We start from the raw sequence: 25,603 nt of genomic DNA on the forward strand, positions 1-25,603 counted from the left end.
TGCAACGCTGACCGGCCCGCGCGTGCGCACCGACACCGAGCGGCACCGAGCGGCACCGCGCGCGACCGCGCTTCGACCATGCTTACGCAGAGAGGGAATCTCACACATGACAGACAGGCCCGATTCGTCATCGGACAAGCAGCAGACGTTCTGGTACGCCCGATCGCCCGTGCCGACCCCGCTCGGCATCGCCGTGCATCTCGGCTGGCTCAACGGCGAGACGTCGGCCGACGGCGTCGCGATCCGCTCGCCGCGCGGCGCCACGCGGCACGACGTGTCGTCGATCAGCGACCACACGCTGGCGCAGTCGTTTCGCCAGGGCGGCAGCATCCCCGCGATGTGGGCGCGCTCGAACGGCGCGAACACGCGCGTGATCGGGCTGTCGTGGGTCGACGAATCGCAGTTGATCCTCGCGCGGCCCGAGTCGGGCATCCGCTCCGTGAAGGCGTTGCGCGGGCGCCGCGTCGCGATCCCGAGCCGCCCCGACGACCGCATCGACATCTTTCGCGCGTCGGCGCTGCGCGGCTTCGTGAACGCGCTGAGCCTCGACGGGCTGACCACCGCCGACGTCGAACTCGTCGACGTGCGTGCGCGCACGCTGCAGGCCGTCGGGCCGGCGCGCGCGGCGGACCTGTTCGCGTCGCCGCACGGCTTCTCGAGCCGCGCGCTGTACGCGGCCGAAGCCGGCGCGCTGCTGCGCGGCGAGGTCGACGCGATCTACGTGAAGGGCTCGACCGGCCTCGAGATCGCGCAGCTGATCGGCGCGCACGTCGTGATCGACATCGGCTTTCATCCGGAGCGCTCGATCCGCAACAACAACGGCACGCCGCGCCCGCTGACCGTCAACGCGGACGTGCTCGCGAACCATCCCGACATCGTCGCCGGCTTCCTGAAGCTCGTGGTCGCGGCCGGCGAATGGGCCGGCACGCATCCCGACGAAACCGCGCACTACGTGGCCGGCGAAACCGCGTCGTCGATCGACTGGGTCCGCGCCGCGTACGGCAACCAGCTGCACCGGCACCTCGGCGTCAACCTCGACGACGAATCCGTCGCCGCGCTCGACGACTTCAAGACGTTCCTGCACGACCGGGGTTTTCTGGAAGCCGACTTCGACGTCGCCGACTGGATCGACCCGCGCCCGCTCGCCGACGTGCTGCGGCCGTCGCGGCAGAAACGCGCGTGAGCCTCTTTTCCGCCCACTGATCCCGACCATCATGAAACACATGCTCTCCCTCGCTTCGCTGCGCCGCCCGCTGCGTGCGCTGTTCGCCGCGCTGCCGCTTGCCGCGGCATCGCTCGCCGCACCGGCCGCGCACGCGGACGATGCGCCCAAGGTGGTGCGAATCGCCGTCGTCGCCTATTCGGGCGGCGGCAAGACGCAATACGCGGGCGCCTCCGCGCTGATCGACGCCGACAAATCGCTCGAGAAAGCGCTCGCCGCGCGGCACGTGAAGCTGCAATGGGTACCGGTGTCGACCGCGGCGGTCGGCACGCTCGTCAACGAGGCGTTCACGAACGGCAGCATCGACTTCGCGGGCTACGGCGACCTGCCGTCGGTCGTCGTCAACGCGTCGGGCACGCATACGCGCCTGATCGTGCCGGGCGGGGTCGGCAGCAATACGTATCTCGTCGTACCGGCCGGCTCGAGCGCGAAGTCGATCGTCGACCTGAAGGGCAAGCGCATCGCGCTCAATCGCGGCCGGCCGTGGGAAGTCACGTTCAGCAAGCTGCTCGCCGAGAACGGGCTGAAGCTGTCCGACTTCAGGATCTACAACCTCGACCCGCAGGCCGGTGCGGCAGCGGTCGCGGCCGGCCGCGTCGACGGCTTCTTCACGCTGTCCGACGCGTATTCGCTCGTCGACAAGAACGTCGGCAAGATCATCTGGTCGACCAAGACCGCGCCCGACGACTGGAAGATGCGCGCGGAACTGTGGGCATCCGACGATTTCGTGCGGCGCTACCCCGACATCACGCAGCTCGTCGCGACCGCCTACGTGCGTGCCGCGCACTGGATCTCGCAGCCGCAGAACCGCGATGCGTACGTGAAGATCCTGAGCGCGTCCGGCCAGCCGGAAAGCGTCGTGCGCCGCGAATACGCGGACGAATCGACGCCGTGGAAGGAGCAATGGACGCCGCTCTTCACGCCCGCGCTGACCGGTCACTACCGCGACGTCGTCGCGTACAGCCGCCAGGCCGGCCTGACGTCCGCGCCGGTCGACGTGAACGCGCTGCTCGCGCCGACGTTCGTCGCGACCGCGCTCAAGCAGCTCGGGCTCGACGGCTACTGGCGCGCAGACACGGCGCGCGTCGCGAGCCGCTGATGCCGATGCACGCCCTCGCGTCGAACGGCGCACGCGCGATCCGCCTGCCCGGCGTCGCGCGGCTCGGCGGGCTCGCGCTGTGGTGGGCCACGCCCGTCGCGTTCGCCACGCTGTGGTGGCTCGCGAGCGCGCAGCGCTGGTTCCCGCCGCAGCTCGTCGTGCCGCCCGGCCGGCTCGCGGCGACGCTGCGCACCCTGCTCGACACCGGTGAACTGCGCGACAACCTGCTGATCACGCTGCATCGCCTCGCGCTCGGGTTCGCGATCGGCGCGACGGGCGGAGCCGCGTTCGGCATCCTGCTGGCGCGCAGCCGGCTGTTCTCCGACTACCTGCGGCCGACGTTCGACCTGCTGCGGCAAGTGCCGACGCTCACGCTGATTCCGCTGCTGATCCTGCTGATCGGCGTCGACGAGCCGCTGAAGCTCGTCGTCGTCGGCAAGGCCGTGTTCTTCCCGGTCGCGCTGGCCGCGTACACGGGCGTGCACGACGCGCCGCGCGACCTCGTCGAGATGGCGCGGCACTACGGGCTCGGCCGCTTCGCGCTGCTGCGCGACGTGCTGCTGCCGGCCGCGCTGCCGCCGCTGCTGACCGGCGTGCGGATCGCGCTTGCGCGCGCGTGGCTCGCGCTCGTCGCGGTCGAGCTGCTCAGCGCCGACAGCGGGATCGGCCAGATGATGGAACTCGCGCGGCAGATGCTGCGGCTCGACGTCGTGCTCATCGACGTCGCGGTGATCGGGCTGATCGGCTTCGCGATCGACCGGTCGATCGCGCTCGTGCAACGCTACGCATTGCGCTGGCAAGCGCCCTCGCGCTGACCTGACTGGATACGCTTCGAAATGACGCTCGCCATACGCTCTCTCTCGCTCGCCCCGCTGCGCCACCGCGCGCGCGGCCTCGTCGTGCCGGCCCTGCTGGTGGCCGCATGGCAGTTCGCGTCGTTCGGCGACGCGGCCCATCAATACGCGTTCGTGCCATTGCAGCAAGTGGGCGCCGCGCTGGTCGAACTCGCCCGCAGCGGCGAACTCGCGACCGATCTCGGCGCGAGCCTGCGCCGCACGACGCTCGGGTTGGGGTTCGGCGTCGCGTTCGGGCTTGTATTCGGCGCGGCGATGGCACGCTCGACGCTCGCGCGCAAGCTCGGCGAGCCGGCGTTCCAGGCACTGCGCTACGTGCCGCTGCTCGGGCTGATTCCGCTGCTGAGCCTGTGGGCCGGCACCGGCGAATTCGCGAAGGTGCTCATCATCGCGCTCGCCGCGTTCTACCCGATGACCACCGCCAGCTTCGACGGGCTGCGCCGCGTCGATCCGCGCTACGTCGAACTCGCGCAGTCGTATCGCCTGACGCGTATCGGCCTGTGGCGCGACGTGCTGATTCCCGGCGCGCTGCCCGACCTGTTCGCGGGCGTGCTGCAAGCCGTGCCGTTCGCGTGGATCACCGCGACCAGCAGCGAGCTGCTGTTCAACGCGGGCGCGGGGGTCGGCAGCCTGATGCAGAACGCGCAGGCCGGCGCGCGCGCCGACGTGCTGCTGGTCTGCGTGCTGGGGGTGACGGCACTCGCCGTCGGCATGAGTGCGCTATGCGAGCGGATCGCGCAGCGCGCGCTGCGCTGGCGCGATCACGCCTGACGGCGCAGCCGCGCGTCGGCGTCGCCCCCGTCACCCGCGTCGCGCGGCTTCAGGATGCCGAGCTGCGCGAGCCGCGCACGCACGATGTTGCGCGACTGGTCGAGCAGGCGCGACATGCGCAGCTGGTTGTGCTCGCTGTAGTCGAACACGCTGCGGTAGACGGTGTCCTCGATGTGCTGCCAGAGCGACGGCGTGCCGAGATCCAGCAGCTCGATCACCGCATGGCGCAGCGCATCGGTCGCTTCGGCCACGTCGCGCGCACGGCGCGGCGGTGCCGCCGCCGGGGCGCGCGGGTCGTCGGCGTCGGGCGCGAGCGACAGCGCGGAGAACTGCAGGTCGCCCACATCGATCGCGCCACCCGCACAGATCAGCACCGCGTGGTGGATCACGTTCTCGAGTTCGCGGATATTGCCCGGCCACGCGTGCGCATGCAGCCGTGCGCGCGCGGCGTCCGTGAGCGTCGGCGCGGCGACGCGCAGCCGCTTCGCATAGGTGTCGATGAAGTGTTCGATCAGCGGCGCGATGTCGCCGAGGCGCTCGCGCAGCGGCAGCAGGCTCAGCTTCACGACGTTGAGCCGGTAGTAAAGATCCTCGCGGAAATTGCCCGCGCGCACCGCGGCTTCGAGATTCACGTTGGTCGCCGCGACGAGCCGCACGTCGATCTTCACGGTCTTGCGCGAGCCGACCGGCGTCACTTCGCGCTCCTGCAGCACACGCAGCAGCTTGACCTGCGCGGACAGCGGCAGGTCGCCCACCTCGTCCAGGAACAGCGTGCCGCGATTCGCGGATTCGAACCAGCCGGGCTGGCTGTTGATCGCGCCGGTAAACGCGCCGCGTTCGTGGCCGAACAGCTCGCTTTCGATCAGCGTCTCGGAGAATGCGCCGCAGTTGACCGCCACGAACGGGCCGTCATGGCGCTCGCTCAGCGAGTGCACGAGGCGCGCGATCAGCTCCTTGCCGGTGCCGCTCTCGCCGGTGACGAGCACGGTCGCGTCGCTCGGCGCGACGAGCTGGATGCGCTCGAGCAGCACCCGCGATTTGGGATCGTCGAACGTCAGCGCCTTCGCACGGATCGTGATCGCATGCGAATTCGGGTCCGGCAAACTGAAGATGGCCATGGCACGACCGGCGTGTTGAACGGGGAAGGTTCGACGATAGCAAGGCGCGCGCCGGGGACGAACCAATTCATCGAGCTATCGGTATGACGGCGGCCGGATTGCGCCGGCCGCCGCGCGAGCTCACGCGATGTCACGCGAGACCGGTCATTTTCCATTGCTGCTCGAGCGCGCCCGGCCCGAACTCGAGCGAGCCGCCGAGCGGCTCCGCGAGCGCCTGGAAATACGCGGCTTCCTCGAGGATCAGGATGTACTTCGACACGTCGAGGATCGATTTTCCCCAGAAGGTTGCGCCGCCGTTCGCCTCGATGATCGCCGGTACCTCGGGGTCGCGGCGGATCGTGTCGACGATGAAACGCGGCTCGCCGGGACGACGATCGACGTACACCGGAATCTCGCGGGCGCGCGTGTAGCGCGCGGCCGGCGCATAGCGGATCGGCAGCGGGCGATGCGCGCTCGCCCATGCGCCGAGATACGGGCCGTGCACGTGGATCACGACACCGACGTCCGGCGCCTCGCGGAACACGTCCGCATAACGCGGCCCGTTGCCGCCCGCGCGCGCGTCGCCATGCAGCACGTCGCCGTCGAACGTCACGACGACCGGCTGGATTTCCTGCGAGGCGGCCCACGGGCTCGGCGCCGACAGCGCGACGACGAGCTCGGTGCCCGGCACGCGCTGGAACGCCTGGAACGTGTTGGTCGCGGACAGCGTGCGCGTGTCCTTCAGCACGCGTGCAGCCTGCGTGAATTCGCGCGTGGCACGCTCGACGAATGCCACGAGTTCGCCGCTGTCGATGGTTGGGGTGACGGACATGAGGATGGTTTCCTTGATCGGGTGGACGGAGGGGATCGCAACGCAACGTCGCGACACACGCCGACCGGATCAGCAGCAATCGTGCCAGCCGGGCGCGCACGCATCGAACGCCCGCGCCGCGGTGCGGGCCGGTCATGCACGACGCACGCGGCACGATCCATGCACCTGCCTTTGTTGCGGGAGCAACAGCCCGCCGGCCCGGATTGCTGCGCGACGCGCAGCCGGCGCATGCGTGCGGCACACGCGGTACGACGCAACGGCCCATCGCGCCGCGCGCCGCACACGCAACGGATGCGCTGGTTCGAAACTTGCGTCGTGCTCGGCCCGCGCCATGCACCGTCCGGCGCTTCCGATCCGATCTCATCGACCTCCATCCGACCATGACGCTTCTCCCCCTGCGCGGCTGTGCCGCGCGCGCACTGCTGGCTTCGGCGCTCGCCGTATCGTCTTTCCTCTCGCACGCGGCTTCGCCCGGCCGCGTTCCCGCGCCCGACCCGCTGCAGGGCGACGGCCGCGTGTCCGCGTTCTACACGTGGGACCGCGACATTCCGGCGACGCCCGGCGCGCTGCTGCGCACCGAGCCGCTGCCCGCGACGCTCGGGCTCGCGAGCGCAGCGCGTCAGTTGCGGATCCTCTATGCGTCGACCGACGGTGTCGGCGGTCACACGCCGATCGCCGTGTCGGGTGCGCTGTTCGTGCCGCGCGGCACGCCGCCCGCCGGCGGCTGGCCGATCGTCGCGTGGGCGCACGGCACGTTCGGGATGGCCGACATCTGCGCGCCGTCGTGGTTCGGCCGCTCGTATCGCGACGTGCGCTACCTGAACGCGTGGCTTCAGCAGGGGTTCGCCGTCGTCGCGACCGACTATCAGGGGCTCGGCACGCCGGGCCCGAATCCTCAGCTCAACAACCGCTCGAACAGCTACACGCTGCTCGACAGCGTGCGCGCGGTGCTCGGCGGCGTGCCGGGGCTCGCGAACGAAGTCGTGCTCGTCGGCCAGTCGCAAGGCGGCTCGGCCGTGTTCGCGGCGGCCGGCTACGCGCCCGCGTATGCGCCCGAACTCGCGATCCGCGCGACCGTCGCCACCGGGACGATCTACAACGCATCGCCCGCCACGCTCGCGTCGCTGCCGAAGTTCGACAGTGCCTACCGGCGCGATCCCGAGCGCGTCGATCCGACGCTCGCGTACCAGTTCTACTCGGTGCTCTCCGCCCAGCAGATCGACCCGTCGCTGCGTGCGGACGAAGTGCTGACCGACCACGCGTTGCCGATCCTCGAACAGGCGCGCATCGGTTGCCTCGCGTCGCTCGAGGACGATGCGGCGCTCGCGCACCTCACGCACGCGAACACCGTGAAGCCCGGCGGCGATGCACGGCTGAAAGCGTGGTGGGACGCGTACCTGACGTACCCGACGCTGAAGATCGCGACACCCGTCTTCATCGGCGCGGGCGCGGACGACGGGCTCGCGCCGCTCGAACTCGCGCTCGCGAAGGACGCGTGCGCGGCGGGCACGACCGTCGAGGCGCACCTGTATGCGGGCCGCGAACACAACGGCACCGTGAACGCGTCGCTCGCCGATTCGATTCCGTTCGTGAAGCGCGTGCTTGCCGGCGAGACGATCCACCCGGTCTGCACGCCCGCCGCGCAGCAGGCCGTGTCGCGGTAACGCGCGCCGTGCGCTTTGCACGCCGGCGCGAATGCATTTCCGAATCCGTTATTGGATCGCGCCGCCGCGCATTTTTATACTCGTCAGCACTCTCTCCCAAAGAGTGCCAGCCAATCTCGACAGAACAGCACAGGACGAACCTATGAGCCTACGCCCCTTGCACGACCGCGTGATCGTGAAGCGACTCGACCAGGAAACCACCACCGCGTCGGGCATCGTGATCCCCGACAGCGCCGCGGAAAAACCCGACCAGGGTGAAGTGATCGCCGTTGGCCCCGGCCGCAAGGATGCGGACGGCCAGCGCATCGTGCCCGACCTGCAGGTCGGCGAGCGCGTGCTGTTCGGCAAGTACGCGGGCCAGGCCGTCAAGCTGGACGGCACCGAGTTTCTCGTGCTGCGCGAGGAAGACATCGTCGCAGTCGTCAACCAGTAACGGAGCGCAATCATGGCAGCGAAGGAAATCATTTTCAGCGACGTCGCACGGGCCAGGCTGACCGAAGGCGTGAACATTCTCGCGAACGCGGTGAAGGTCACGCTCGGGCCGAAGGGCCGCAACGTCGTGCTCGAACGCAGCTTCGGCGCGCCGGTCGTCACGAAGGACGGCGTGTCGGTCGCGAAGGAAATCGAACTCGCGGACAAGCTGCAGAACATCGGCGCGCAGCTCGTGAAGGAAGTCGCGTCGCGCACCAGCGATGCGGCCGGCGACGGCACCACGACGGCCACCGTGCTGGCGCAGGCGATCGTCCGCGAAGGCCAGAAGTACGTCGCGGCCGGGCTCAATCCGCTCGACCTGAAGCGCGGCATCGACAAGGCCGTCGCGGCGGCCGTCGACGAGCTGAAGAAGATCAGCCGTCCGACCACCACGAGCAAGGAAATCGCGCAGGTCGCGACGATCTCCGCGAACGGCGAGGAATCGATCGGTCAGCGCATCGCGGAAGCGATCGACCGCGTCGGCAAGGAAGGCGTGATCACCGTCGAGGACGGCAAGTCGCTCGCGGACGAGCTCGATGTCGTCGAAGGGCTGCAGTTCGATCGCGGCTACCTGTCGCCTTATTTCATCAACAATCCCGACAAGCAGATCGCCGAGATCGAAAGCCCGTACATCCTGCTGCACGACAAGAAGATCTCGAACATCCGCGACCTGCTGCCGGTGCTCGAACAGGTCGCGAAATCGGGCCGGCCGCTGCTGATCATCGCGGAAGACGTCGAAGGCGAAGCGCTCGCGACGCTGGTCGTCAACAACATCCGCGGCATCCTGAAGACGGTGGCCGTGAAGGCGCCGGGCTTCGGCGACCGCCGCAAGGCACTGCTCGAAGACATCGCGATCCTGACCGGCGGCCAGGTGATCGCCGAGGAAACGGGCCTGACGCTCGAGAAGGCGACGCTGGCGGAACTCGGCCAGGCGAAACGCATCGAGGTCGGCAAGGAAAACACGACGGTGATCGACGGCGCGGGCGATGCGAAGAACATCGAGGCGCGCGTGAAGCAGATCCGCGTGCAGATCGAGGAAGCGACGTCGGACTACGACCGCGAGAAACTGCAGGAACGCGTCGCGAAGCTCGCGGGCGGCGTTGCAGTGATCAAGGTCGGCGGGGCCACCGAGATCGAGGTGAAGGAGAAGAAGGACCGCGTCGACGACGCGCTGCACGCCACGCGCGCGGCCGTCGAGGAAGGCATCGTGCCGGGCGGCGGCGTCGCGCTGATCCGCGTGCGGCAGGCGATCCGCGAACTGCAGGGCGTGAACGCCGACCAGAACGCGGGCATCAAGATCGTGCTGCGCGCGCTCGAGGAACCGCTGCGCCAGATCGTCACGAACGCGGGCGAGGAAGCAAGCGTCGTCGTCGCGAAGGTGGCCGAAGGCTCGGGCAACTTCGGGTACAACGCGCAGACGGGCGAATACGGCGACCTCGTCGAGTCGGGCGTGCTCGATCCGACCAAGGTCACGCGCACGGCGCTGCAGAACGCGGCGTCGGTCGCGGGGCTGCTGCTGACGACCGATGCAACCGTGTTCGAAGCACCGAAGGATGCGGCACCGGCGGCTGCGCCGGGCGGCCCGGGTGCGGGCGGGCCGGGGTTCGATTTCTGACGGCGGGTCGCGTGTGCCGGTTCGCCGGCACGCGCGACTGGCACGCACAGCGAAACGCAGGCAACGCGTGGCGACGAAAGTCGTCACGCGTTTTTTGCATGGGGCTGGCGAAAACGGGCGGCGTGGCGGGCCGCCGGCACGCTCGGGTAAGATGAACCCCCGTCCGCCGCCCCGCCGTCCACGCCATGCCGACCGTACAAACCATTCTCGACGACTACGAACGCCTCGGCTGGACCGGCAACGATCCGATGTCGCGGATGCTGGCGCTGCGGCGCGACAACCCGGCCGCGCTCGCCGACCTCGTGATCGCATCGTTCGATCGGGCGTTGCCACATGCGACGTTCCTCGATGCCGCGCTCGACCTGATGGACGACCTCGCTTTCGCGAAGACTGCGGCCGAAGCGTGGCAAGACGTCCGCAACGGCGCGTGGAACGAGCGGCTCGCGAGCGTGTTGTCGAGCGTGGTGATGCAGACGCCGCAGGTATTTGCCGGTCACTGGGACATGTTCCTCGACATCGCCACCACGAAGCGGTCACCGCGCGTGTACTACGAGGAAAACGCGTGGCGGATGCTCGATCCGGCGACGGTCGAAGCATGGCGCGGCCGGCTTGCCGACGTCCCTTCCGGTAACAAGGCAGCGCATGCACGCGCCGTCGCGCTGCTCCATTCGCGACAGCCTGCAGCCGTTCACGACGCGGCAGCCTGGTTGTTTCCGGACAATCCCGGGGCGCGCGCCAACTGGCTCATGTCCGCCGGCTACGCTCAGGAATATGACACGTTGCGCGCATTGCACAGCGAAACGCCGCTGCATATCGACTTCGGATCGACGCTGGGCGCGCCGATACTCCGCGCCCAGCCGAAGTGGAACCGCGAGATTCTCGCGCATCACCCAACCTGGAACACGCGCGGCTCGCATCGATTAGGCGCACGCTTCGGCGGCGTGTCGTCGCATCGATGCGGCCTGTGTCACGAGCCGCTGCATCGACTGCTGACACTGCCCCAACCCGCTGCAGCAGGCATCGACAGCGCGACGCCCGTGTCGTTCGACACCTGCCTGTCGTGCGGTGGCTGGGAGAGCGACGGCCCGCTGTTCCACCGGCACGACGACGCCGGCAACGCCTGTGCGCACCCGTCCCAGCAACGCGACACCGCGATCCAACCGGACTATCCGGCGGCCCCATTCCTGGAGGCAGACCTTGCGCTTTTCACTGCGCCGGCACGCTGGACGCGGCAGGAATGGGGCATGTCGAACAGCCGACAGAACCTGAGCCGCGTCGGCGGCGCGCCGTCATGGGTACAGTCCGCGTGGTATCCCGACTGTCCGGATTGCGGCCGCAAGATGTCGTTCGTCATGCAGCTCGATTCCGGCCTCCCGCAAACGGACGGCGGCGAATGGCTGTGGGGCAGCGGCGGCGCGAACTACACGTTCTGGTGCGCGCCGTGCCGCACCAGCGCGCATCTCTGGCAGTGCACGTAACACGCACCGGCCACGCGACCTTTACGACCTTTTTACTTGCGCCCGCGCATGCGTTCACTAGAATGTGTTCGCAATCCATCACCGAGTACGCACCATGCGCATCCGAAGTCCTCGCCCTCCGAGTTGCTTTTCTGCCTGACAGGCAGGACGCCTGCGTCTCTCTTTTCCCGAGCCACCGTCCTGCCCGCAGGCGGACGGTGCGCGCCGTAGTCATTCCCGTGCACGCTTGAACACGACGTCGATGCGTTGATCGCGCGTCGTGCGGGCAAGCGTGTTCCCGCGGAACATCCCTTGCAACGTCGCGCCATCGATCCGCCCCCCCCAGGCAACGATCGACTGGCATGCCCGCATCCGGCATGTCGACCCAGTCGCATTGCTTCGCATCCCTTATTTAACCCACTGAAGTCCCCGATACCGGAGCCCGATCATGTTCGAGATCGACAAGCAGTACACCCGCGAATTCATCCACACCGCATGCGGCGGCAGCAAACAGGCATTCCTGCCGACGAAGAACGGCAAGGTCGTGGCCGCCTGCCTGCGCACGGACCTCAACCCGCATGCGCCCGACGTGATCCTCTGCGACGGCAGCGCGTCCGCGCGCGCGGCGGGCAGGACGCTCGCCGCGCAACGCGATGCGATTCCGGTGTTCATCCGCATGGCCACCGACGCGTACCGCTTCGTCGGCCGGTACGTCGTCAGCGAATCGCTCACCGCACCGCTCGACTGCGCGCCTTACGTGCGCAACAGCGGCTTCACGCCCGGGCAGATCTCGCGCGTGCTGAAGCTCAAGCGCTGCTGACGCGCGCAGCGCGCGCCTTCCCGGTCGCCTTTCATCAAGGAGCAATCATGCTTGGCCTGACGTTCTGGAAACACGTGATCGGCACACGACCCGATGCCGCCCGCGACGATCGCGCAACGGCACTCGGCCGGCACCGCGTGCGCTCGAGGACGCTGGTGCTGACGAGCGCCGCGGTGGCATTTGCGGCGATCGCGTTCGGTGCGCCGGTCGTCGGCATTTCGGTGTTCTTGCTGACGACGTTGCCGTTCGTGCTGTCGGGTACCTGACGATGTCCTTGTCGGGCACGCGGCGGGCGCCAGCGCAATCGATACGAAATTTTAATGCGGCACCCCCGCGTCTCTGACACCGTCTTTACGTGCTTTTGTCTAGGATTTCCCTGTCATCCCGACACGGAGAGATCCGCATGCAAACGCAGCAGGCCGCCATCGGCGGCCACCCCGACCTTCCCCGCCGCCGCGTCGCCACGCCTGCCGCGATCCGGCTGGCCGACGCGTGCCCGCCGGACAACATCCTGCTCGACGTGCCGGTCGAAAGCGCGATCCAGTTGTTCGACCTCGCCGCGCGATACATCGAGCGCGGCAGCGGCGTGCCGGCGGAGCGCATCAGGACCGAACTGATCAGGCGCGAACAGCTGGGCTCGACCGGCCTCGGCCAGGGTGTCGCGATTCCGCATGCGCGCATCGACGGGCTCGGCTCGGCCGTCGCGCTGTTCGTGCGCGCACTGTACCCGTTCGCGTTCAACGCGCCCGACCGCAAGCCCGTGCGCGAATTCATCGTGCTCGCCCTGCCGAAAGCGGGCGATCGCGCGCACCTCGAACTGCTCGCCGACGCGGCGCGGTGTTTCAGCGATCGCCCGTTCCGGCAAGCGTCGCGCGACGCGCTGACGCCCGACGATATTCACCGGCTCATGCAACGCACGCATTGACGCCGCACCGCGCGGCGTCAGGCACTCCCTTCATCCATCCGGATTCCCATGTTCCCAGACCCTGAAAGCTCCCCCCTTACGTCGCATCGCGTGGCCGGACTGGCGCGCTCGCTGCCGTTCATGCAGGCCCTGCACGGGCAGACCGTCGTCATCGTCGACGGCGGCACCGCGCGCGACGCACGCGCCCGCCACGCCTTCGCGCAGGATGTCGCGTTGCTCGCGCTCACCGGTGTTCGACCGATCGTCGTGCAGGGCTTGCCGACCGCATCCGGTACGCAATCGGTCGACACCGCGCGCGCCGCGATGACCGAGCGCAACCATGAGCTGGTGCGCCTGATCGGCAGCCACGGCGTGAAGGCGCTCGGCATCGACGGTCACGACGGCGGGCTGCTGGTCGCATCCGCCGCATCCGATCGCACGAACACGAGCGCGGTCGCGCGCTTCGACGGCACCGCGTTGGCTGCGTTTCTCGGCAACGGGCTGGTGCCCGTCGTGATGCCGGTCGCCCCGGACGACGCAGGCCATGATCACCTGCTGCGCGCGGAACGGCTCGGCAGCCTCTTCGCGCAGCGCACCGGCGCCGTCACGCTGGTGATGATGGTCGACGGCACGCTGCTGCGCGAACTCGGCGAGCTCGCCGGGCTCTATGGCATCACGGAACTCGAGCAATGGCTGGCCGAGCATCCGGCCGCAACCGCGGCGCCTTGCGTGCGGGAAGCGCTCGATGCGCTCGCGCACGGCGTGCAGAACGTCCATCTCGCCGATATCGGGCAACCCGAATCGCTGATCGACGAACTGCTGACGGAGGAAGGATCGGGGGTCGTGTTCTGCCGCCGCGGCAATACCGACCTGCTAGCGGAAACCCGCCGCTACTTCGCGGATTCGGCGAGCGTGCTGCGCGACGGCTTCAACGTCGAGCAGAAGCAGGTCGTGCGGTTCTGAATCTTGCAGCAGAAACGCTCGCCGCGCGGTGCGCAGTGCCGTCAGAACATCTGGCGCAGGCCGACGGCAGCCCCGACGTTGTTGGTCCTGCCGATCTGGTCGACCTTGCCGGTGAGCCGGTTGGTGGCACCCGGATAGTCGGCCGCGAACGCACCGTTGCCGCGCGAGAAATCGACCGTGCCGTAGACCTCCGTATGCTTGGACAGCGCATACTCGGCCAGCACGGTCGCCGAGTAGTTGATCCCCGAGCCGAGCGTGCCGTCGAGCCGCTCCGCGTTGCGTGCGTGGCCGTAATAGCCGGCCACCGTGATCAGCAGCGGCGCGGTGGCCTGCCAGTTGGCGCCGACGTAGAACGTGTCGTCGATGCGGTTCGGGCTCCCGCCGCTCAACGCCGGTGCGCCGGCCTGCTGCATGTTGAAGTCGGTCGTGCCCGTCTTGTCCTGGCCGTGCAGCCAGCCGGCCAGCAGGCGGACGGAGGGCGTCACCTGATACGCGCCGCTCACGTGCAGAAAGCTCACCTTCGCGCCGTTGGTCGCACTGCCGTTCACGGACGATACCGAGGTCTGCTGGAAGCCTGCGTTGATCGACGCGGGCCCCTGCGCGTAGGTGAGCTCGACGCCGTACGTGCTGTCGAGGCCCATCGCACCGGCATGATTGCCGAAGCCGTAGATCGCATCGACGCTGAACCCGTTGTACGTGAATGCGTACTTCACCGAGTTCGGCACCGTCAGGTAGTTGCCAATGCCGTTGTACGCCCAGCTGTCTTGCCAGTAGTCGCCGACGGTCATCGGATCGAATACGTCGCCCATCGTGTCGTACAGCGGCGCGTACTGGTTGCCGAACGTCAGCGTGCCGTATCGGCCGTTCGACAGGCCGACGTAGGCCTGCCGGCTGAACAGCGTGTTCGCGACGTGCAGCTTGCCGTCGCCCAGCTCGAAACCGTTCTCGAGACGGAAAATCGCCGACAGCCCGCCGCCGAGATCCTCGCTGCCGCGCAAGCCCCAGCGGCTGTGCGTTTCCGGGCCGACCGTCATTCCGATCAGGTCCTTGCCGTCAGGGCCGGCATTCGTCTGATAACGGATCGCCGTATCAACGAGGCCATACAACGTAACCGAACTCTGCGCGAACGCGCACGATGCTGACATGGTGAAAGCGGCGCCGATACAACCGGTGACAACGGTGCGTCTCATGAAAGGCCTCCCTGAGCAATTGATTTTGTAAGCAGTCCGACAGCATTCGTGAACGGACGCCATTACTGCGAACGGGAGAATAATCGGCCATATTCACGGCACCTATTACCGCTTCTGGATTGGACCTTTCCAGCGTCGTCAACAATCGCTGTCGTGCACGATGCGGCGGCCCGGCGCGATCGAGATCCGCTGTCGCGGCCTGCAGGACGGCAGGCAAATCACGTCCCGCCCCAATGAATCGCACCATGTCGAAGCGCGGCACCGATGGTTCGATGCCCGGCTGTCGGAGCATGGCCACGGCGCGCAGAGCGGGAACGATCCCGACACGGTGCGTCCTTCGCGACCGGATGCTCCGGCGTCGAATCAGGCTCGGGCGGCATCGATCCGGAATACCGCGATCGCGCAGCGTCGCGCCGGCGCGATGACCGGCTCTGGCCGCCGCGGCGGGATGCCAGGCGCAAGGCACGGTGCAATGGCGCTCCCGTCAATGCGCCGGTTGCCGATCCGCTGCCAGGCCGTGCCCGATACGACGGCCGGGCCATGGAGGATGGGGCGCGACGGATGGATGCTCACGGAACGCCGAGCGGCGCGCCATGCCCGCATCGCCACGCAAATGAGCCCGCTTGCGACAGCCCGTTGCCGGGCGCCGCAAGCGGGCTCCTCGCAGACGGCATGCGTCAGCGTCGCGTCGCCAGCCTTCTCACGACGCTCACCAGCGCGTCGACTTCGTCGCACGTGTTGTAGAACGCGAGCGACGGCCGCACCGTTGCCTCGAGCCCGAACCGCCGCAGGATCGGCTGCGCGCAGTGATGCCCCGAGCGCACCGCGATGCCCTCTTCGTTTAGCGCCTGCCCGACTTCCTCGGTCTCGTAGCCCTTCAGCACGAACGACAGCACGCTCGCCTTGTCGCGCGCGGTGCCGACGAGGCGCACGCCCGGCACCGGCGCGAGCACGCTCGTCGCATACGCGAGCAGGTCGTGCTCGTAGCGCGCGATGTTCTCGATGCCGACCCGGCTCACGTAGTCGAGCGCGGCACCCAGCCCCACCGCATCCGCGATGTTGCCGGTGCCGGCCTCGAACCGGTTCGGCGGCGGCTGGAACACCGTGCGCTCGAACGTCACGTCCGCGATCATGTTGCCGCCGCCCTGCCAGGGCGGCATGTCGTCGAGGATCGCGCGTTTGCCGTACACGACACCGATCCCGGTCGGCCCGTAGATCTTGTGCCCGGAGAACACGAAGAAATCCGCATCGAGCGCCTGCACGTCCACGCGCATGTGCGAGATCGACTGTGCGCCGTCGACGAGCGCCTTCGCGCCCGCCCGATGCGCAAGATCGACGATCTCCTTCACCGGCACGACCGTCCCCAGCGCGTTCGACACCTGCGTGACGGACACGATCTTCGTGCGGTCGTTGAGCAGCTTCCGGTATTCGTCGAGCAGCACCTGCCCCGAATCGTCGACCGGAATCACGCGCAGCTTCGCACCCTTGAGCGCGGCAAGCTGCTGCCACGGCACGATGTTCGCGTGATGCTCGAGGTTCGACACGATGATCTCGTCGCCTTCGCCGACGTTCTGCACGCCCCACGACTTCGCGATCAGGTTGATCGCCTCGGTCGTGCCGCGCACGAACACGATCTCGTCCGGCGACGAGGCGCCGATGAAGCGCTGCACGGTTTCCCGCGCATGCTCGTAAGCATCCGTCGCGCGGCCGGCCAACGCATGTGCCGCGCGGTGGATGTTCGAGTTCTCGTGTGCGTAGAAGTATGCGAGGCGGTCGATCACGGCCTGCGGCTTGTGCGTCGTCGCCGCATTGTCGAACCAGACGAGCTGCTTGCCGTTCACGCGCTCCTGCAGGATCGGGAAATCGCGGCGGATCGCATTGACGTCGAACGGCGGATGCGCACCGCGATACAGCTGGCCTTGCGGCTCGGCTGCGTGCGTATCGTCGATGAAATAACGCGGCACGTCGCCGCCCGATGCGCGCGACGCCGGCACGTCGCGATGCACGGCGAGCAGTTCGCGCAGCGCGTCGTCGCCCGGCAGCCCGAACGCTTCCGGCGACGCGAGGCCGTTCGACGGCACGACGATGTCCTGCGGCGTCGCCTGCCAGCCCTGCAGCGAACCGTCGGTGAAGTAGTACGGCGATGCCTTCGCCGCACCGTCCGGCGCCGGCGCATTCACTTGAGGCACACCGAGCGCCGCGCCGCCGACGCGCGGTTCGAGCGCGGGCGCGATCGACACGGCGTTGTCGGGCAGCCCGTTCTGCGCGGCCGCATGCGGCGCGAGCGCCGGTGCGCGGTTGCCGAGCGACAGCACGTGGGTCGGTGCGGACGGCGCGAGGTTCGCGCCGGGCACTTTCCCTTGCGGGGGCGCGAGACCGGGCACGCCGGTGCCCGCGCCGCCCGGCCCCGCGAGCGGCGAGCCGCCCGGAACCGGGTTGCTCACCGACGCAAGGATCGGTGCGGCGGCCGGCAAGGCCGACGGCACGCCGCCGACCGCACCGCTGCCCGCCGACAACCCGGGCGCGGTGGCCTGCCCGGGCGGCGTCGAGAAGAACTCGGACGCGAGCCGCGCAAGCGTCGCGGGATCGGGCAAGCCGGCCGGCAACGGCGCGTGCGGCAGCGCGTGCGCGTCGCCGCCGGCCAGGCCGGGATTAACGGTAGGTGTCGGGATAGTCATGGAACTTGGCGATTTCGACGTCATCGAGGACAGCCAGCGCATCCGGCGAATGGACCGCGAGCGAGCAATACAGCGAGATCAGGTACGACGCGATCGCCTGGTTGTTGATCCCCATGAAGCGCACCGACAGGCCCGGGCCCTGCTCGCCGGCGACACCCGGCTGATAGAGGCCGACCACGCCCTGGCGCTTGTCGCCGACGCGCAGCAGCAGGATCTTGGTCTTGCCGTCCGCGACCGGCACCTTGTCCGACGGGATCAGCGGAATGCCGCGCCACGTGAGGAACTGCGAGCCGAACAGGCTGACCGTCGGCGGCGGCACGCCGCGCCGCGTGCATTCGCGGCCGAACGCGGCGATCGCGAGCGGGTGCGTGAGGAAGAACGCGGGCTCCTTCCACACCTTGGTCAGCAGCTCGTCGAGGTCGTCCGGCGTCGGCGCGCCCGTCAGCGGGAAGATCCGCTGGTCGTCGGTCACGTTCGCGAGCAGCCCGTAGTCGGGGTTGTTGATCAGCTGGCTTTCCTGCAGCTCCTTGATCGTCTCGATCGTCAGGCGCAGCTGTTCCTTGATCTGGTCATGAGGACTGCTGTAAAGATCGGAGATCCGCGTATGCACGTCGAGCACGGTGCTCACCGCGTTCAGGAAATACTCGCGCGGCTGTTCTTCATACGGCACGAAGGTCTGCGGCAGCACGCTTTCGTCCTCGAGCTGCGTGCACGCGGCACGCACGGCTTCCGGGTTCTTCACCTGGTTCAGGCGATAGATGCCGGCCTCGACCGGCACCCATTGCAGCAGATGGGTCAGCCAGCGCGGCGTGATCGTGGAAAGCTGGGGGACGGTCTTGGTAGCGTTCGCTAGTTGGCGGGCGGCGTGATCGCTCAGCGCAGCCGTGCCGCTTGCAACGGTCGACATGTGTGGCTCCGGGTTCTTAAGATGAAAAACGGGATTGCTTATGACGCTGGGTGATTATCGGAAGCACGCACCTGCCGGCTCAACATGCTATAGCCGTCATGTCGCGTGCGACCGAAAGGGAAAGGTGACGAGGCGGCCTCAGGTGACGAACGTGCCCGGCAGCAGCGTCGAGATCGATACGTCGAACGCGCGCGCGATCTTGTCGGCCGTGACGATCGACGCGATCGCCTCGCCGCGCTCGATCTCGCCGACATACGAACGGTTCAGCCCCGCATGCTCGGCCAGCTGTTCCTGCGACCACGTGCGCGCTTCGCGCAGCCTGCGCACGTTGGCGCCGAAGTGATGGATGAGGTCGCTCATCGCGCCTCCTAGGCGACACGCGCCGCCGCGCGCGGCGTGGCGTTCGTTTCGCTGCGCAGCACCGCCTGCGTGACGTTCTCGCCGGCCGGCACGTCCTGCGTGAGCCACACGTTGCCGCCGATCACCGCGCCGCGCCCGATCGTCACGCGGCCGAGGATCGTGGCGCCCGCGTAGATCACCACGTCGTCCTCGACGATCGGATGCCGTGCGAGCCCTTTCTCGAGATGGCCGGCCGCGTCGCGCGGAAAGCGTTTCGCCCCGAGCGTGACGGCCTGGTACACGCGCACGCGCTCGCCGATGATCGCCGTCTCGCCGATCACGACGCCGGTGCCGTGGTCGATGAAGAAGCCCGCGCCGATGCGCGCGCCCGGATGAATGTCGATGCCGGTCTCCGCATGCGCCTGTTCGGCGATGATCCGCGCGAGCAGCGGCAGGCCGAGCCCGTACAGCTCGTGCGCGAGCCGGTGGTGGATCATCGCGAGGATGCCCGGATAGCACAGCAGCACCTCGTCGACGCTGCCGGCCGCCGGATCGCCGTGGAACGCGGCCAGCACGTCGCTGTCGAGCAGCCGGCGGATCTCGGGCAGGCGCGCGGCGAACGCCTGCACGGCCGTCGACGCGACTTCGTCGACATGATCGACCGGCCCGTCGGCATTGCGCTGCCGCGCCGCGTAGCGCAATTCCAGCTTCACCTGCGCGAGCAGCGCGTTCAGCGCCGCGTCGAGCGCATGGGCCACGTGGAAGTTCTCGCTCTCCTGGCGCAGCTCGGGCGGCCCGAGCCGCATCGGGAACAGCACGCCCTTCAGCGCGCCGATGATCTGCGCGAGCGCTTCGCGCGCCGGCAGGTCGCGCCCGCCCGGTTCGAGCGAGCGCCGCTGCTTCTCGCGCCATGCACGGCGTACGGTCTGCAGCGATTGAACGATGTCGTCGATGTCGAATGCGGCCATGCTGCGTTCTCCCTGTCTCGGCCGTGAATCAGTCCTGTGCCCACGGCAGGCCGCGAAAGCGCCAGCCGTTGCTGCCGCCGCGATGCTGCCGCTCGTCGAGGTCGCCCTCGAACCCTTCGAGCACGTTGAATACCTGTGTGAAGCCGCCCTTCGTCGCGGCCTCGGCCGCCTGCGCCGAGCGGTTGCCGCTACGGCACAACAGCAGCACGACGGCCGCCTTGCCCGTCTTCGCTTCCAGTTCGCGCACGAAGCGCGGGTTGCGCGTCAGGCTCGTGCCGGTCGCCCACGGCACGTGCAGCGACTCCGGCACGTGGCCGACGAATTTCCGTTCCTCGGCGGTGCGCACATCCACCAGCAGCGCGTCGCCGGACGAGAACAGCGCCCACGCGACTTCCGGCGCGACACCGCCCGCATAGGGCGTGCCGGCCGCCGCAGCGGCCGCGCGCGCGTCTTCGAGCGCCTGCTGCGCGGCAGTTCGTTCTTCCAGTTCAACCGTCATGACACTTCCTTGTTTTCGCGGATTCGTATGAACAAAAACACCGGGAATGCGGCCGTTGCAGCTTGCGTGCTGTCTATAGCCGTCAGCGCAACTATGCGAGCGCGTGCCGGGACGCAGAACCAATAAAAATTCATTTCCTAATCAGCGTTGCATGAATTGCTATCGCCGTTGTGCGCTATCGGGCGGATTGGTGCAATTCGTCGCACGACGGACCGGGATGGAAGCACGCTTGCGGAAGAAGTCTGGAAGGGACGCCGGGTACGACGACGCGCGCCGGGTGCCGATACCCCGGCGCGAAAGGCTGGAACAGGTGGAAGCATGTCGACCCGCCGGAAGGCGCGTCGTGATGGAAGCCGAACGCATGAAGCGCGTGGAGCACATGGCTCGCGTCGGCATTCGCATATCAGAAAAGCATCGAATTTATAGAAACGATATATTTTTCATCTACAAAACGTTCGCTCAAGATATCGACATTGCCCCGTCGATGCGATTGACGGGGTTTCAGACAGGCGAAGCGATCAACGCGTCCACGGTTTGATCTCCGTACCCGCAACGGATTCGGTACGGTTCGCTCATCGCCTTATTTTATTAAGGATACCGATTCGAACTTCCGACTCTCTTCCGGTGTTCGTTCGCGATGATCGCGCTGCCTGCGAACGCGTCGCCCGCATGTGTGGGCGACCATTCCTTACGCTTTCAGGAGAAGAACATGAAATCGATCATCGCTTTCGCACTGGCTGCTGCCGCGCTGACCAATGCCACCGTGAGCTTCGCGCAAACGACTTCAACACCCTTGACCCGCGCCGAAGTCATTGCCGACCTCGTGCGCCTCGAGCAGGCCGGCTACCGGCCCGCGGCAGGCGACGATCCGCACTATCCGGACGACATCCAGGCAGCCGAAGCGAGGGTCGCGGCACAGGCCGCCGCGCAGCAGCGCGATACGGTCCACGCCGGCCGTTGACAGGGAGCGCGAATGCCGCGCGCCAGAATACTTCGGGCCGGGATGCTACGTGCGTAGCGACCGGGCTCGGCTCCGGCGCTGCGATGAACGGTCAACGTGCGCGCTTGAACGAGTCGGTCGCGAGTTCGCGAAACGCGCGCGCGCTCGGACTCAAACTCCCGCCCTTTCGCCAGATCATGGAGAGATTGCGCTCGATCTTGAGATCCTTGACGGACAGTTGCACCAGCACGCCGGACGAGAGTTCTTCGATCACGGTGCTTCGCGACACCCAGGCGACCGCATTGCCGAGCCGCAGCAGTTGCTTGATCGCTTCGGCGCTGCCGACCGACAGCTTCGGCGTCAGCGTCAAACCCCGTTGCGCATAGGCCTGTTCGACGACCGTTCGCGTCCCCGAACCGGGTTCGCGCATGACCAACTCGGCTTGTCCGATTGCATCGGCGGTCAATTGACGTTTGCGCGCCAGCGGGTGCGTCGGCGCGGTGACCGCGATCAGCGCGTCCCGGCCGATGACAGCGGCATCGAATGCCGCGTTGTCGAAAGGCCCTTCGATCATGCCGATCTGGCATTCGCTTGCGAGGACGGCGTTCTCGATGTCCTCGCTGTTCGAAATCCGGAGATCGACCGTGATGCCCGGATAGCGCGTGCGGAATTCATTCAACACGGCCGGTAGCAGATAGACGCCGATCGTCCGGCTCGAACCGATGCCCAGTTGACCTCTCGCCAGGCCGGCGAACTCGCCGACGGCCGCCTCGGCCACCTCGGCCAGCGAAAAGATTTGCGCGGCGTATTCGGCAAGCAGCCTGCCCGCTTCGGTGGGCCGCATGCCGCGCGGCATGCGGTCGAACAAGGTCGCGCCCAGCCGCTCCTCGAGCTCCCGAATCTCCCGTGTAAGCGCGGGCTGACTGACGTGCAGCCGTTCCGATGCCGCCGTGACGCTGCCGGTTTCGACGACCGCGTAGAACGCGGCCAGGTGGGTGAAATTCATCGACATATATAGCGTTGATATAGGAAGTATCGAAACGATGTATTTTTATTATACAAAGCCGCTCCCTAGAATCCCGTCATGCAGTTCCTCGACACGGGAGAATTCCATGACCAAGATGAATTTGACGGCGCACGCGCCGCGCGGCCTGTCTGAACGCATCAGGCAATTCACGCCGAACTGGTTTGCGGTGACGATGGGTAACGGCATCGTGTCGCTGGTGCTCGGCGCCCTGCCGGTGCATTTCGCCGGGCAGCATGCGCTGGCGTCGGCGTTGTGGGTCATCGACATCGTGCTGTATCTCGCGTTTTCGGCGATGTTGATCGCCCGGGCGACCCTGTTTCCCGAAACGATCCGGCCGCTGCTGCATCATCCGGTCCAGTCGATGTTTCTCGGCGCGGTGCCGATGGGCCTCGTGCCGATCATCAACGGCATCGTGCTGTTCGCGGGCGGGCATGCCGAGGCCAATGCGCTCGCGTACACGTTGTGGTGCTTCGATGCGGTGCTGTCGGTCGTCGTCGCGATCGGCGTGCCGTTCATGATGTTCACCGAGCAGGGACATGCGTTCGAGCGCGTGACCGCGGTCCTGCTGCTGCCGATCGTCGCCCCGGAAGTGGCGGCGTCGAGCGCGGCCACGCTCGCGCCGCATTTCGTCGGCACGCAGGCTCGCCTGCTGATCGGCGCGGGATACGTGCTGTGGGCGATCTCGGTACCGCTCGCATTCGCAATCCTGACGATCGTGTTCTTCCGGCTCGTCATCCACAAGTTGCCGCACCGCGACCTCGGCGCGTCGAGCTGGCTGACCCTCGGCCCGATCGGTACCGGCGCGCTCGGTCTGCTGACGCTCGGTCAGGCCGCGCCCGCTGCGTTCGCCGGGACACCGTTGGCCAGCGTGGCACTGCTGGCGCGGGACCTCGGCATGGCCGGCGCACTGCTTCTCTGGAGCGCCGGTCTCTGGTGGCTCGCCTGCGCGGTGCTCTTCACGATCCGCTATTGCCGCGAAGGACTGCCGTTCAATCTCGGCTGGTGGGGTTTCACGTTTCCGCTGGGGGTGTACACCGCCGCGTCGCTGAGCCTGTACCACGCGACGGGTTTTGGCGGATTCGCCGTGTTCGGCACGGTGCTCGCGATGTTGCTCGGCGGATTGTGGGCGATCGTGATCGTGCGGACCTGCCGGGGAATCCTGCAGGGCGGCCTGTTCCATGCACCTTGCCTGGCGGCTGTTTCAAATTAATCGAGGTAGATCATGTTCATCGGATTCATTCCATTTCTGTCCGCCACCGTGGCGCTCCTGCTGTCCTTGTTCGGGCGCAACAGGGCGGCCGGTGCGACCTGGTGGCTGACCGCGCTGCTGGTTGCAGCCTGGGCCATCCATCACGGGTCGCATCACATTCCGCAATTCGCCACCTACGGCTCCTGGTAAGAGGTCAAAAATATGAAAGCCAATCGCCTGATCGATTCGTTGGCGCTGTACGGCGTCAATGCGGTGCTTCTCGTCGCGTTCTATTTCCAGCTGGCGCACGGCGAACTGCCGTGCTCGCTCTGCAATCTCCAGCGGGTCGCCTTCATGCTGCTGGGTGCAGGACTGATGTTGAACGTGTGGAACCGCGATCCCTCTCCCGCCAACTATGCGTTGAGCGCTGTCGGCGCGCTGGTCGGCAGCCTGATCGGATTGATGCAGATGTTCCTGCACGTGTTGCCCGGCACCCCGCCGTATGGCGGTGCGATTCTGGGCATGCACATGTACACCGCGTCCTATCTCGTACTGACCGCGAGCATCATCTATTGCGTGCTGATGCTCGCCTTCCGGACACGCCTGCAGGCGATCCAGGTCGGCACGGCGCGGCCCGGCGAAGAAGAGCGGTCGCCGTTCGTCAGGCTCGCGGTCTGGCTGTTCGCGGCGCTGGTGATCGGGAACCTGGTATCCGTGTTTGTCGAAACGGGTTTCCACGCGCTCTACAGCGATCCGCAGCACTATCACCTGCTGTACTGCGGCGATCCGGAAACCCTCGCCGCTCCTGGTTCGACGGGCTGCAGTCAATGACAATCGGTGCCGCGGCGGCGCGGGCGGCATCGCCGCACGTCGGCGGCACCGCGCTCACTCACTGCGCATCCTGCTTCGCGCGTTCGGCCGCCGCGATGATCGCGTCGGCCACGGCCTTCGGCTGGCTCAGCATCGACACGTGGCTGCCGTTCACCCGCGCGACCGTCGCGCCGATCCGCTTCGCCATCGTTTCCTGCAGCTTCGGATCGATCATCCGGTCCTGCGTCGCGACGACGAACGTCGACGGCTTCACATGCCACGCGGCCTGCGTGACCTTCTCCGATATGCACCCGCCGTACCACGGCCCCTGGGTCGCCGCGACGATGCGCTGCTGCGCGGGCGGCAGGTCCGGCGCGAAATCCTGCGCGATCGCCTTGTCCGACAACGTGGCGAAGCCGCCCGCGTCCTTGCGCAGTTCGCCGGCCCATGCGGGTGCCGGCAGCCCCTGCGTGACGTCCGCGATCGACTGGCCGTTGTCGGGTGCGAACGCGGCGACGTACACGAGCGACTTCACCTTGTCGTTGTTGCCCGCGTCGCTGATCACGACGCCGGCCCACGAATGGCCGACCAGCACGACCGGCCCCTTCTGCTCGTCGATCGCGCGCTTCGTCGCGGCTGCATCGTCGGCGAGCGAGCTCAGCGGATTCTGCACCGACACCACGTGCAGCCCGCGCGCCTCGAGCAGCGGAATCACGCGGTTCCAGCTCGAACCGTCGGCGAATGCGCCGTGCACGAGCACGACGTTCGTGCCCTTCAGGTCGTCCTTCTGCGCAGCCTGCGCCGCGACCGCACCGAACAGTCCGCCGATCACGGCGGCGGACACCAGAACGCGTTTCATCAAACCGGCCATCGTCTTGCTCCTTGCTCTGTTGTGTTGTTTGAACGTGCCGCGGTAGCGGCTGCGCCTGCGCGCGAGGCAGGCGCGGCACCGGATCACGAATGCGCGTACAGGTCGTCGTATGCGTTGTGCGCGGAATGCGCTTGCGCCGCGTCGCGATGGCCGGCACGCGTCGATGCGTCGGCCACGTTGTCGCCTTGCGACTTCGACGGGCCGTTCTGGTCGGAACGCGCGACCTGCAGCGCGGCGGCGACGTCTTCCGGGTAATGCGGTTCGCTACGCGCCGGGTTGTAGCCGGCCTGTTCCAGGCGGACGAGTTCGGCGCGCACGTCGGCACGCGTGAGGCCGTGCCCGGTATCGGCAAACGACAGGGCGGGGACGGCGGCGAGGACGGCAACGGCGAGGATGCGAGCGGCTTTCATGAGGGT

Annotated in this window: 28 protein-coding genes; 17 read left to right on the forward strand and 11 right to left on the reverse strand. The window is 67.6% G+C overall.

Annotated elements, in window-relative coordinates; genetic code table 11:
• Positions 1-106 precede the first annotated feature (106 nt).
• Genes PQB87_RS31075 through PQB87_RS31090 form a run of 4 tightly spaced genes read left to right on the forward strand, consistent with a single transcriptional unit; the run spans position 107 to position 3,946 of the window.
• Positions 107-1,183, forward strand: a complete 1,077-nt coding sequence (locus PQB87_RS31075; protein ID WP_059676736.1) for an ABC transporter substrate-binding protein — start codon at positions 107-109, stop codon at positions 1,181-1,183.
• Between the two features lie 40 nt (positions 1,184-1,223).
• Positions 1,224-2,321 carry a PhnD/SsuA/transferrin family substrate-binding protein gene (locus PQB87_RS31080; protein WP_230953592.1) on the forward strand — a complete coding sequence of 366 codons (1,098 nt, stop codon included), beginning with the start codon at positions 1,224-1,226 and terminating at the stop codon, positions 2,319-2,321.
• Positions 2,321-3,136, forward strand: a complete 816-nt coding sequence (locus PQB87_RS31085) for an ABC transporter permease (RefSeq protein WP_059687578.1) — start codon at positions 2,321-2,323, stop codon at positions 3,134-3,136. The genes PQB87_RS31080 and PQB87_RS31085 overlap by 1 nt, the downstream gene beginning before the upstream one ends.
• A gap of 21 nt (positions 3,137-3,157) precedes the next feature.
• On the forward strand, positions 3,158-3,946 hold the full coding sequence (locus PQB87_RS31090; RefSeq protein WP_489243220.1) for an ABC transporter permease: 789 nt from the start codon (positions 3,158-3,160) through the stop codon (positions 3,944-3,946).
• Here PQB87_RS31090 and PQB87_RS31095 read toward each other — a convergent pair.
• Both PQB87_RS31095 and PQB87_RS31100 read right to left on the reverse strand, forming a co-directional pair.
• On the reverse strand, positions 3,937-5,064 hold the full coding sequence (locus PQB87_RS31095; protein ID WP_059687577.1) for a sigma-54 interaction domain-containing protein: 1,128 nt from the start codon (positions 5,062-5,064) through the stop codon (positions 3,937-3,939). The two genes, PQB87_RS31090 and PQB87_RS31095, sit on opposite strands and share 10 nt — an antisense overlap.
• Before the next feature lie 130 nt (positions 5,065-5,194).
• Complete coding sequence (locus tag PQB87_RS31100; RefSeq protein ID WP_027790741.1) at positions 5,195-5,875, reverse strand: class II aldolase/adducin family protein; 681 nt, start codon at positions 5,873-5,875, stop codon at positions 5,195-5,197.
• A 380-nt stretch (positions 5,876-6,255) separates the two neighbouring features.
• Here PQB87_RS31100 and PQB87_RS31105 point away from each other — a divergent pair, with 380 nt between their 5' ends.
• The 8 genes from PQB87_RS31105 (at position 6,256) to PQB87_RS31140 (ending at position 13,769) form a co-directional block, all read left to right on the forward strand.
• Positions 6,256-7,539, forward strand: coding sequence for a lipase family protein (locus tag PQB87_RS31105; protein ID WP_175830029.1), 1,284 nt, complete (start codon positions 6,256-6,258; stop codon positions 7,537-7,539).
• Positions 7,540-7,681: 142 nt separating this feature from the next.
• On the forward strand, positions 7,682-7,972 hold the full coding sequence (gene groES / locus PQB87_RS31110; RefSeq protein ID WP_027790739.1) for a co-chaperone GroES: 291 nt from the start codon (positions 7,682-7,684) through the stop codon (positions 7,970-7,972).
• 12 nt (positions 7,973-7,984) lie between these two features.
• On the forward strand, positions 7,985-9,625 hold the full coding sequence (groL, locus tag PQB87_RS31115; RefSeq protein ID WP_021156751.1) for a chaperonin GroEL: 1,641 nt from the start codon (positions 7,985-7,987) through the stop codon (positions 9,623-9,625).
• A gap of 185 nt (positions 9,626-9,810) precedes the next feature.
• Complete coding sequence (locus PQB87_RS31120) at positions 9,811-11,103, forward strand: hypothetical protein (RefSeq protein WP_489243221.1); 1,293 nt, start codon at positions 9,811-9,813, stop codon at positions 11,101-11,103.
• A gap of 427 nt (positions 11,104-11,530) precedes the next feature.
• Entirely contained in the window at positions 11,531-11,902 is a 372-nt protein-coding gene (locus PQB87_RS31125) for a DUF6697 family protein (RefSeq protein WP_021156747.1), read from the forward strand.
• 47 nt (positions 11,903-11,949) lie between these two features.
• Positions 11,950-12,168 carry a hypothetical protein gene (locus PQB87_RS31130; RefSeq protein ID WP_021156746.1) on the forward strand — a complete coding sequence of 73 codons (219 nt, stop codon included), beginning with the start codon at positions 11,950-11,952 and terminating at the stop codon, positions 12,166-12,168.
• Positions 12,169-12,305: 137 nt separating this feature from the next.
• Positions 12,306-12,827, forward strand: coding sequence for a PTS sugar transporter subunit IIA (locus PQB87_RS31135; protein WP_489243222.1), 522 nt, complete (start codon positions 12,306-12,308; stop codon positions 12,825-12,827).
• 48 nt (positions 12,828-12,875) lie between these two features.
• Positions 12,876-13,769: an amino acid kinase family protein gene (locus tag PQB87_RS31140; protein ID WP_489243223.1), complete on the forward strand. Its 894-nt coding sequence runs from the start codon at positions 12,876-12,878 to the stop codon at positions 13,767-13,769.
• A gap of 41 nt (positions 13,770-13,810) precedes the next feature.
• Here PQB87_RS31140 and PQB87_RS31145 read toward each other — a convergent pair whose 3' ends face one another.
• From PQB87_RS31145 to PQB87_RS31170, 6 genes are all read right to left on the reverse strand, one after another.
• Entirely contained in the window at positions 13,811-14,959 is a 1,149-nt protein-coding gene (locus tag PQB87_RS31145) for a porin (RefSeq protein WP_059687572.1), read from the reverse strand.
• Positions 14,960-15,636: 677 nt separating this feature from the next.
• Positions 15,637-17,637, reverse strand: a complete 2,001-nt coding sequence (locus PQB87_RS31150) for a family 2A encapsulin nanocompartment cargo protein cysteine desulfurase (RefSeq protein ID WP_489243224.1) — start codon at positions 17,635-17,637, stop codon at positions 15,637-15,639.
• Positions 17,612-18,544, reverse strand: coding sequence for a family 2A encapsulin nanocompartment shell protein (locus tag PQB87_RS31155; RefSeq protein ID WP_021156739.1), 933 nt, complete (start codon positions 18,542-18,544; stop codon positions 17,612-17,614). Before PQB87_RS31155 ends, PQB87_RS31150 begins: the two co-directional genes overlap by 26 nt.
• Before the next feature lie 138 nt (positions 18,545-18,682).
• Positions 18,683-18,904 carry a helix-turn-helix domain-containing protein gene (locus PQB87_RS31160; RefSeq protein ID WP_021156738.1) on the reverse strand — a complete coding sequence of 74 codons (222 nt, stop codon included), beginning with the start codon at positions 18,902-18,904 and terminating at the stop codon, positions 18,683-18,685.
• Positions 18,905-18,912: 8 nt separating this feature from the next.
• Entirely contained in the window at positions 18,913-19,851 is a 939-nt protein-coding gene (gene epsC, locus PQB87_RS31165) for a serine O-acetyltransferase EpsC (protein WP_489243225.1), read from the reverse strand.
• A gap of 28 nt (positions 19,852-19,879) precedes the next feature.
• Positions 19,880-20,350 carry a rhodanese-like domain-containing protein gene (locus PQB87_RS31170; protein ID WP_021156736.1) on the reverse strand — a complete coding sequence of 157 codons (471 nt, stop codon included), beginning with the start codon at positions 20,348-20,350 and terminating at the stop codon, positions 19,880-19,882.
• A gap of 217 nt (positions 20,351-20,567) precedes the next feature.
• On the opposite strand from PQB87_RS31170, the gene PQB87_RS31175 reads away from it, so the two are divergent.
• A complete protein-coding gene (locus tag PQB87_RS31175; protein ID WP_489243226.1) occupies positions 20,568-20,888 on the forward strand; it encodes a hypothetical protein in 321 nt (106 codons plus the stop codon).
• 171 nt (positions 20,889-21,059) lie between these two features.
• Positions 21,060-21,311: a DUF4148 domain-containing protein gene (locus tag PQB87_RS31180; RefSeq protein ID WP_063806884.1), complete on the forward strand. Its 252-nt coding sequence runs from the start codon at positions 21,060-21,062 to the stop codon at positions 21,309-21,311.
• Positions 21,312-21,402: 91 nt separating this feature from the next.
• Here the strand turns inward: PQB87_RS31180 and PQB87_RS31185 are convergent, their stop codons facing one another.
• Positions 21,403-22,296 carry a LysR family transcriptional regulator gene (locus tag PQB87_RS31185; RefSeq protein ID WP_153490051.1) on the reverse strand — a complete coding sequence of 298 codons (894 nt, stop codon included), beginning with the start codon at positions 22,294-22,296 and terminating at the stop codon, positions 21,403-21,405.
• 106 nt (positions 22,297-22,402) lie between these two features.
• Here PQB87_RS31185 and PQB87_RS31190 point away from each other — a divergent pair, with 106 nt between their 5' ends.
• From PQB87_RS31190 to PQB87_RS31200, 3 genes are read left to right on the forward strand one after another with little or no spacing between them, the layout of a single operon-like run.
• Positions 22,403-23,527, forward strand: a complete 1,125-nt coding sequence (locus PQB87_RS31190; protein WP_146252452.1) for a TDT family transporter — start codon at positions 22,403-22,405, stop codon at positions 23,525-23,527.
• Positions 23,528-23,539: 12 nt separating this feature from the next.
• Entirely contained in the window at positions 23,540-23,716 is a 177-nt protein-coding gene (locus PQB87_RS31195) for a DUF5993 family protein (protein WP_321880032.1), read from the forward strand.
• Positions 23,717-23,728: 12 nt separating this feature from the next.
• Positions 23,729-24,337, forward strand: a complete 609-nt coding sequence (locus PQB87_RS31200; RefSeq protein WP_111938999.1) for a disulfide bond formation protein B — start codon at positions 23,729-23,731, stop codon at positions 24,335-24,337.
• A 58-nt stretch (positions 24,338-24,395) separates the two neighbouring features.
• On the opposite strand, the gene PQB87_RS31205 is transcribed toward PQB87_RS31200, so the two are convergent.
• Positions 24,396-25,187, reverse strand: a complete 792-nt coding sequence (locus tag PQB87_RS31205; protein ID WP_153490056.1) for an alpha/beta fold hydrolase — start codon at positions 25,185-25,187, stop codon at positions 24,396-24,398.
• 83 nt (positions 25,188-25,270) lie between these two features.
• Positions 25,271-25,597, reverse strand: coding sequence for a DUF4148 domain-containing protein (locus PQB87_RS31210; RefSeq protein ID WP_059488939.1), 327 nt, complete (start codon positions 25,595-25,597; stop codon positions 25,271-25,273).
• Positions 25,598-25,603 lie beyond the last annotated feature (6 nt).

It is taken from the genome of Burkholderia sp. KL41 (assembly GCF_057005415.2).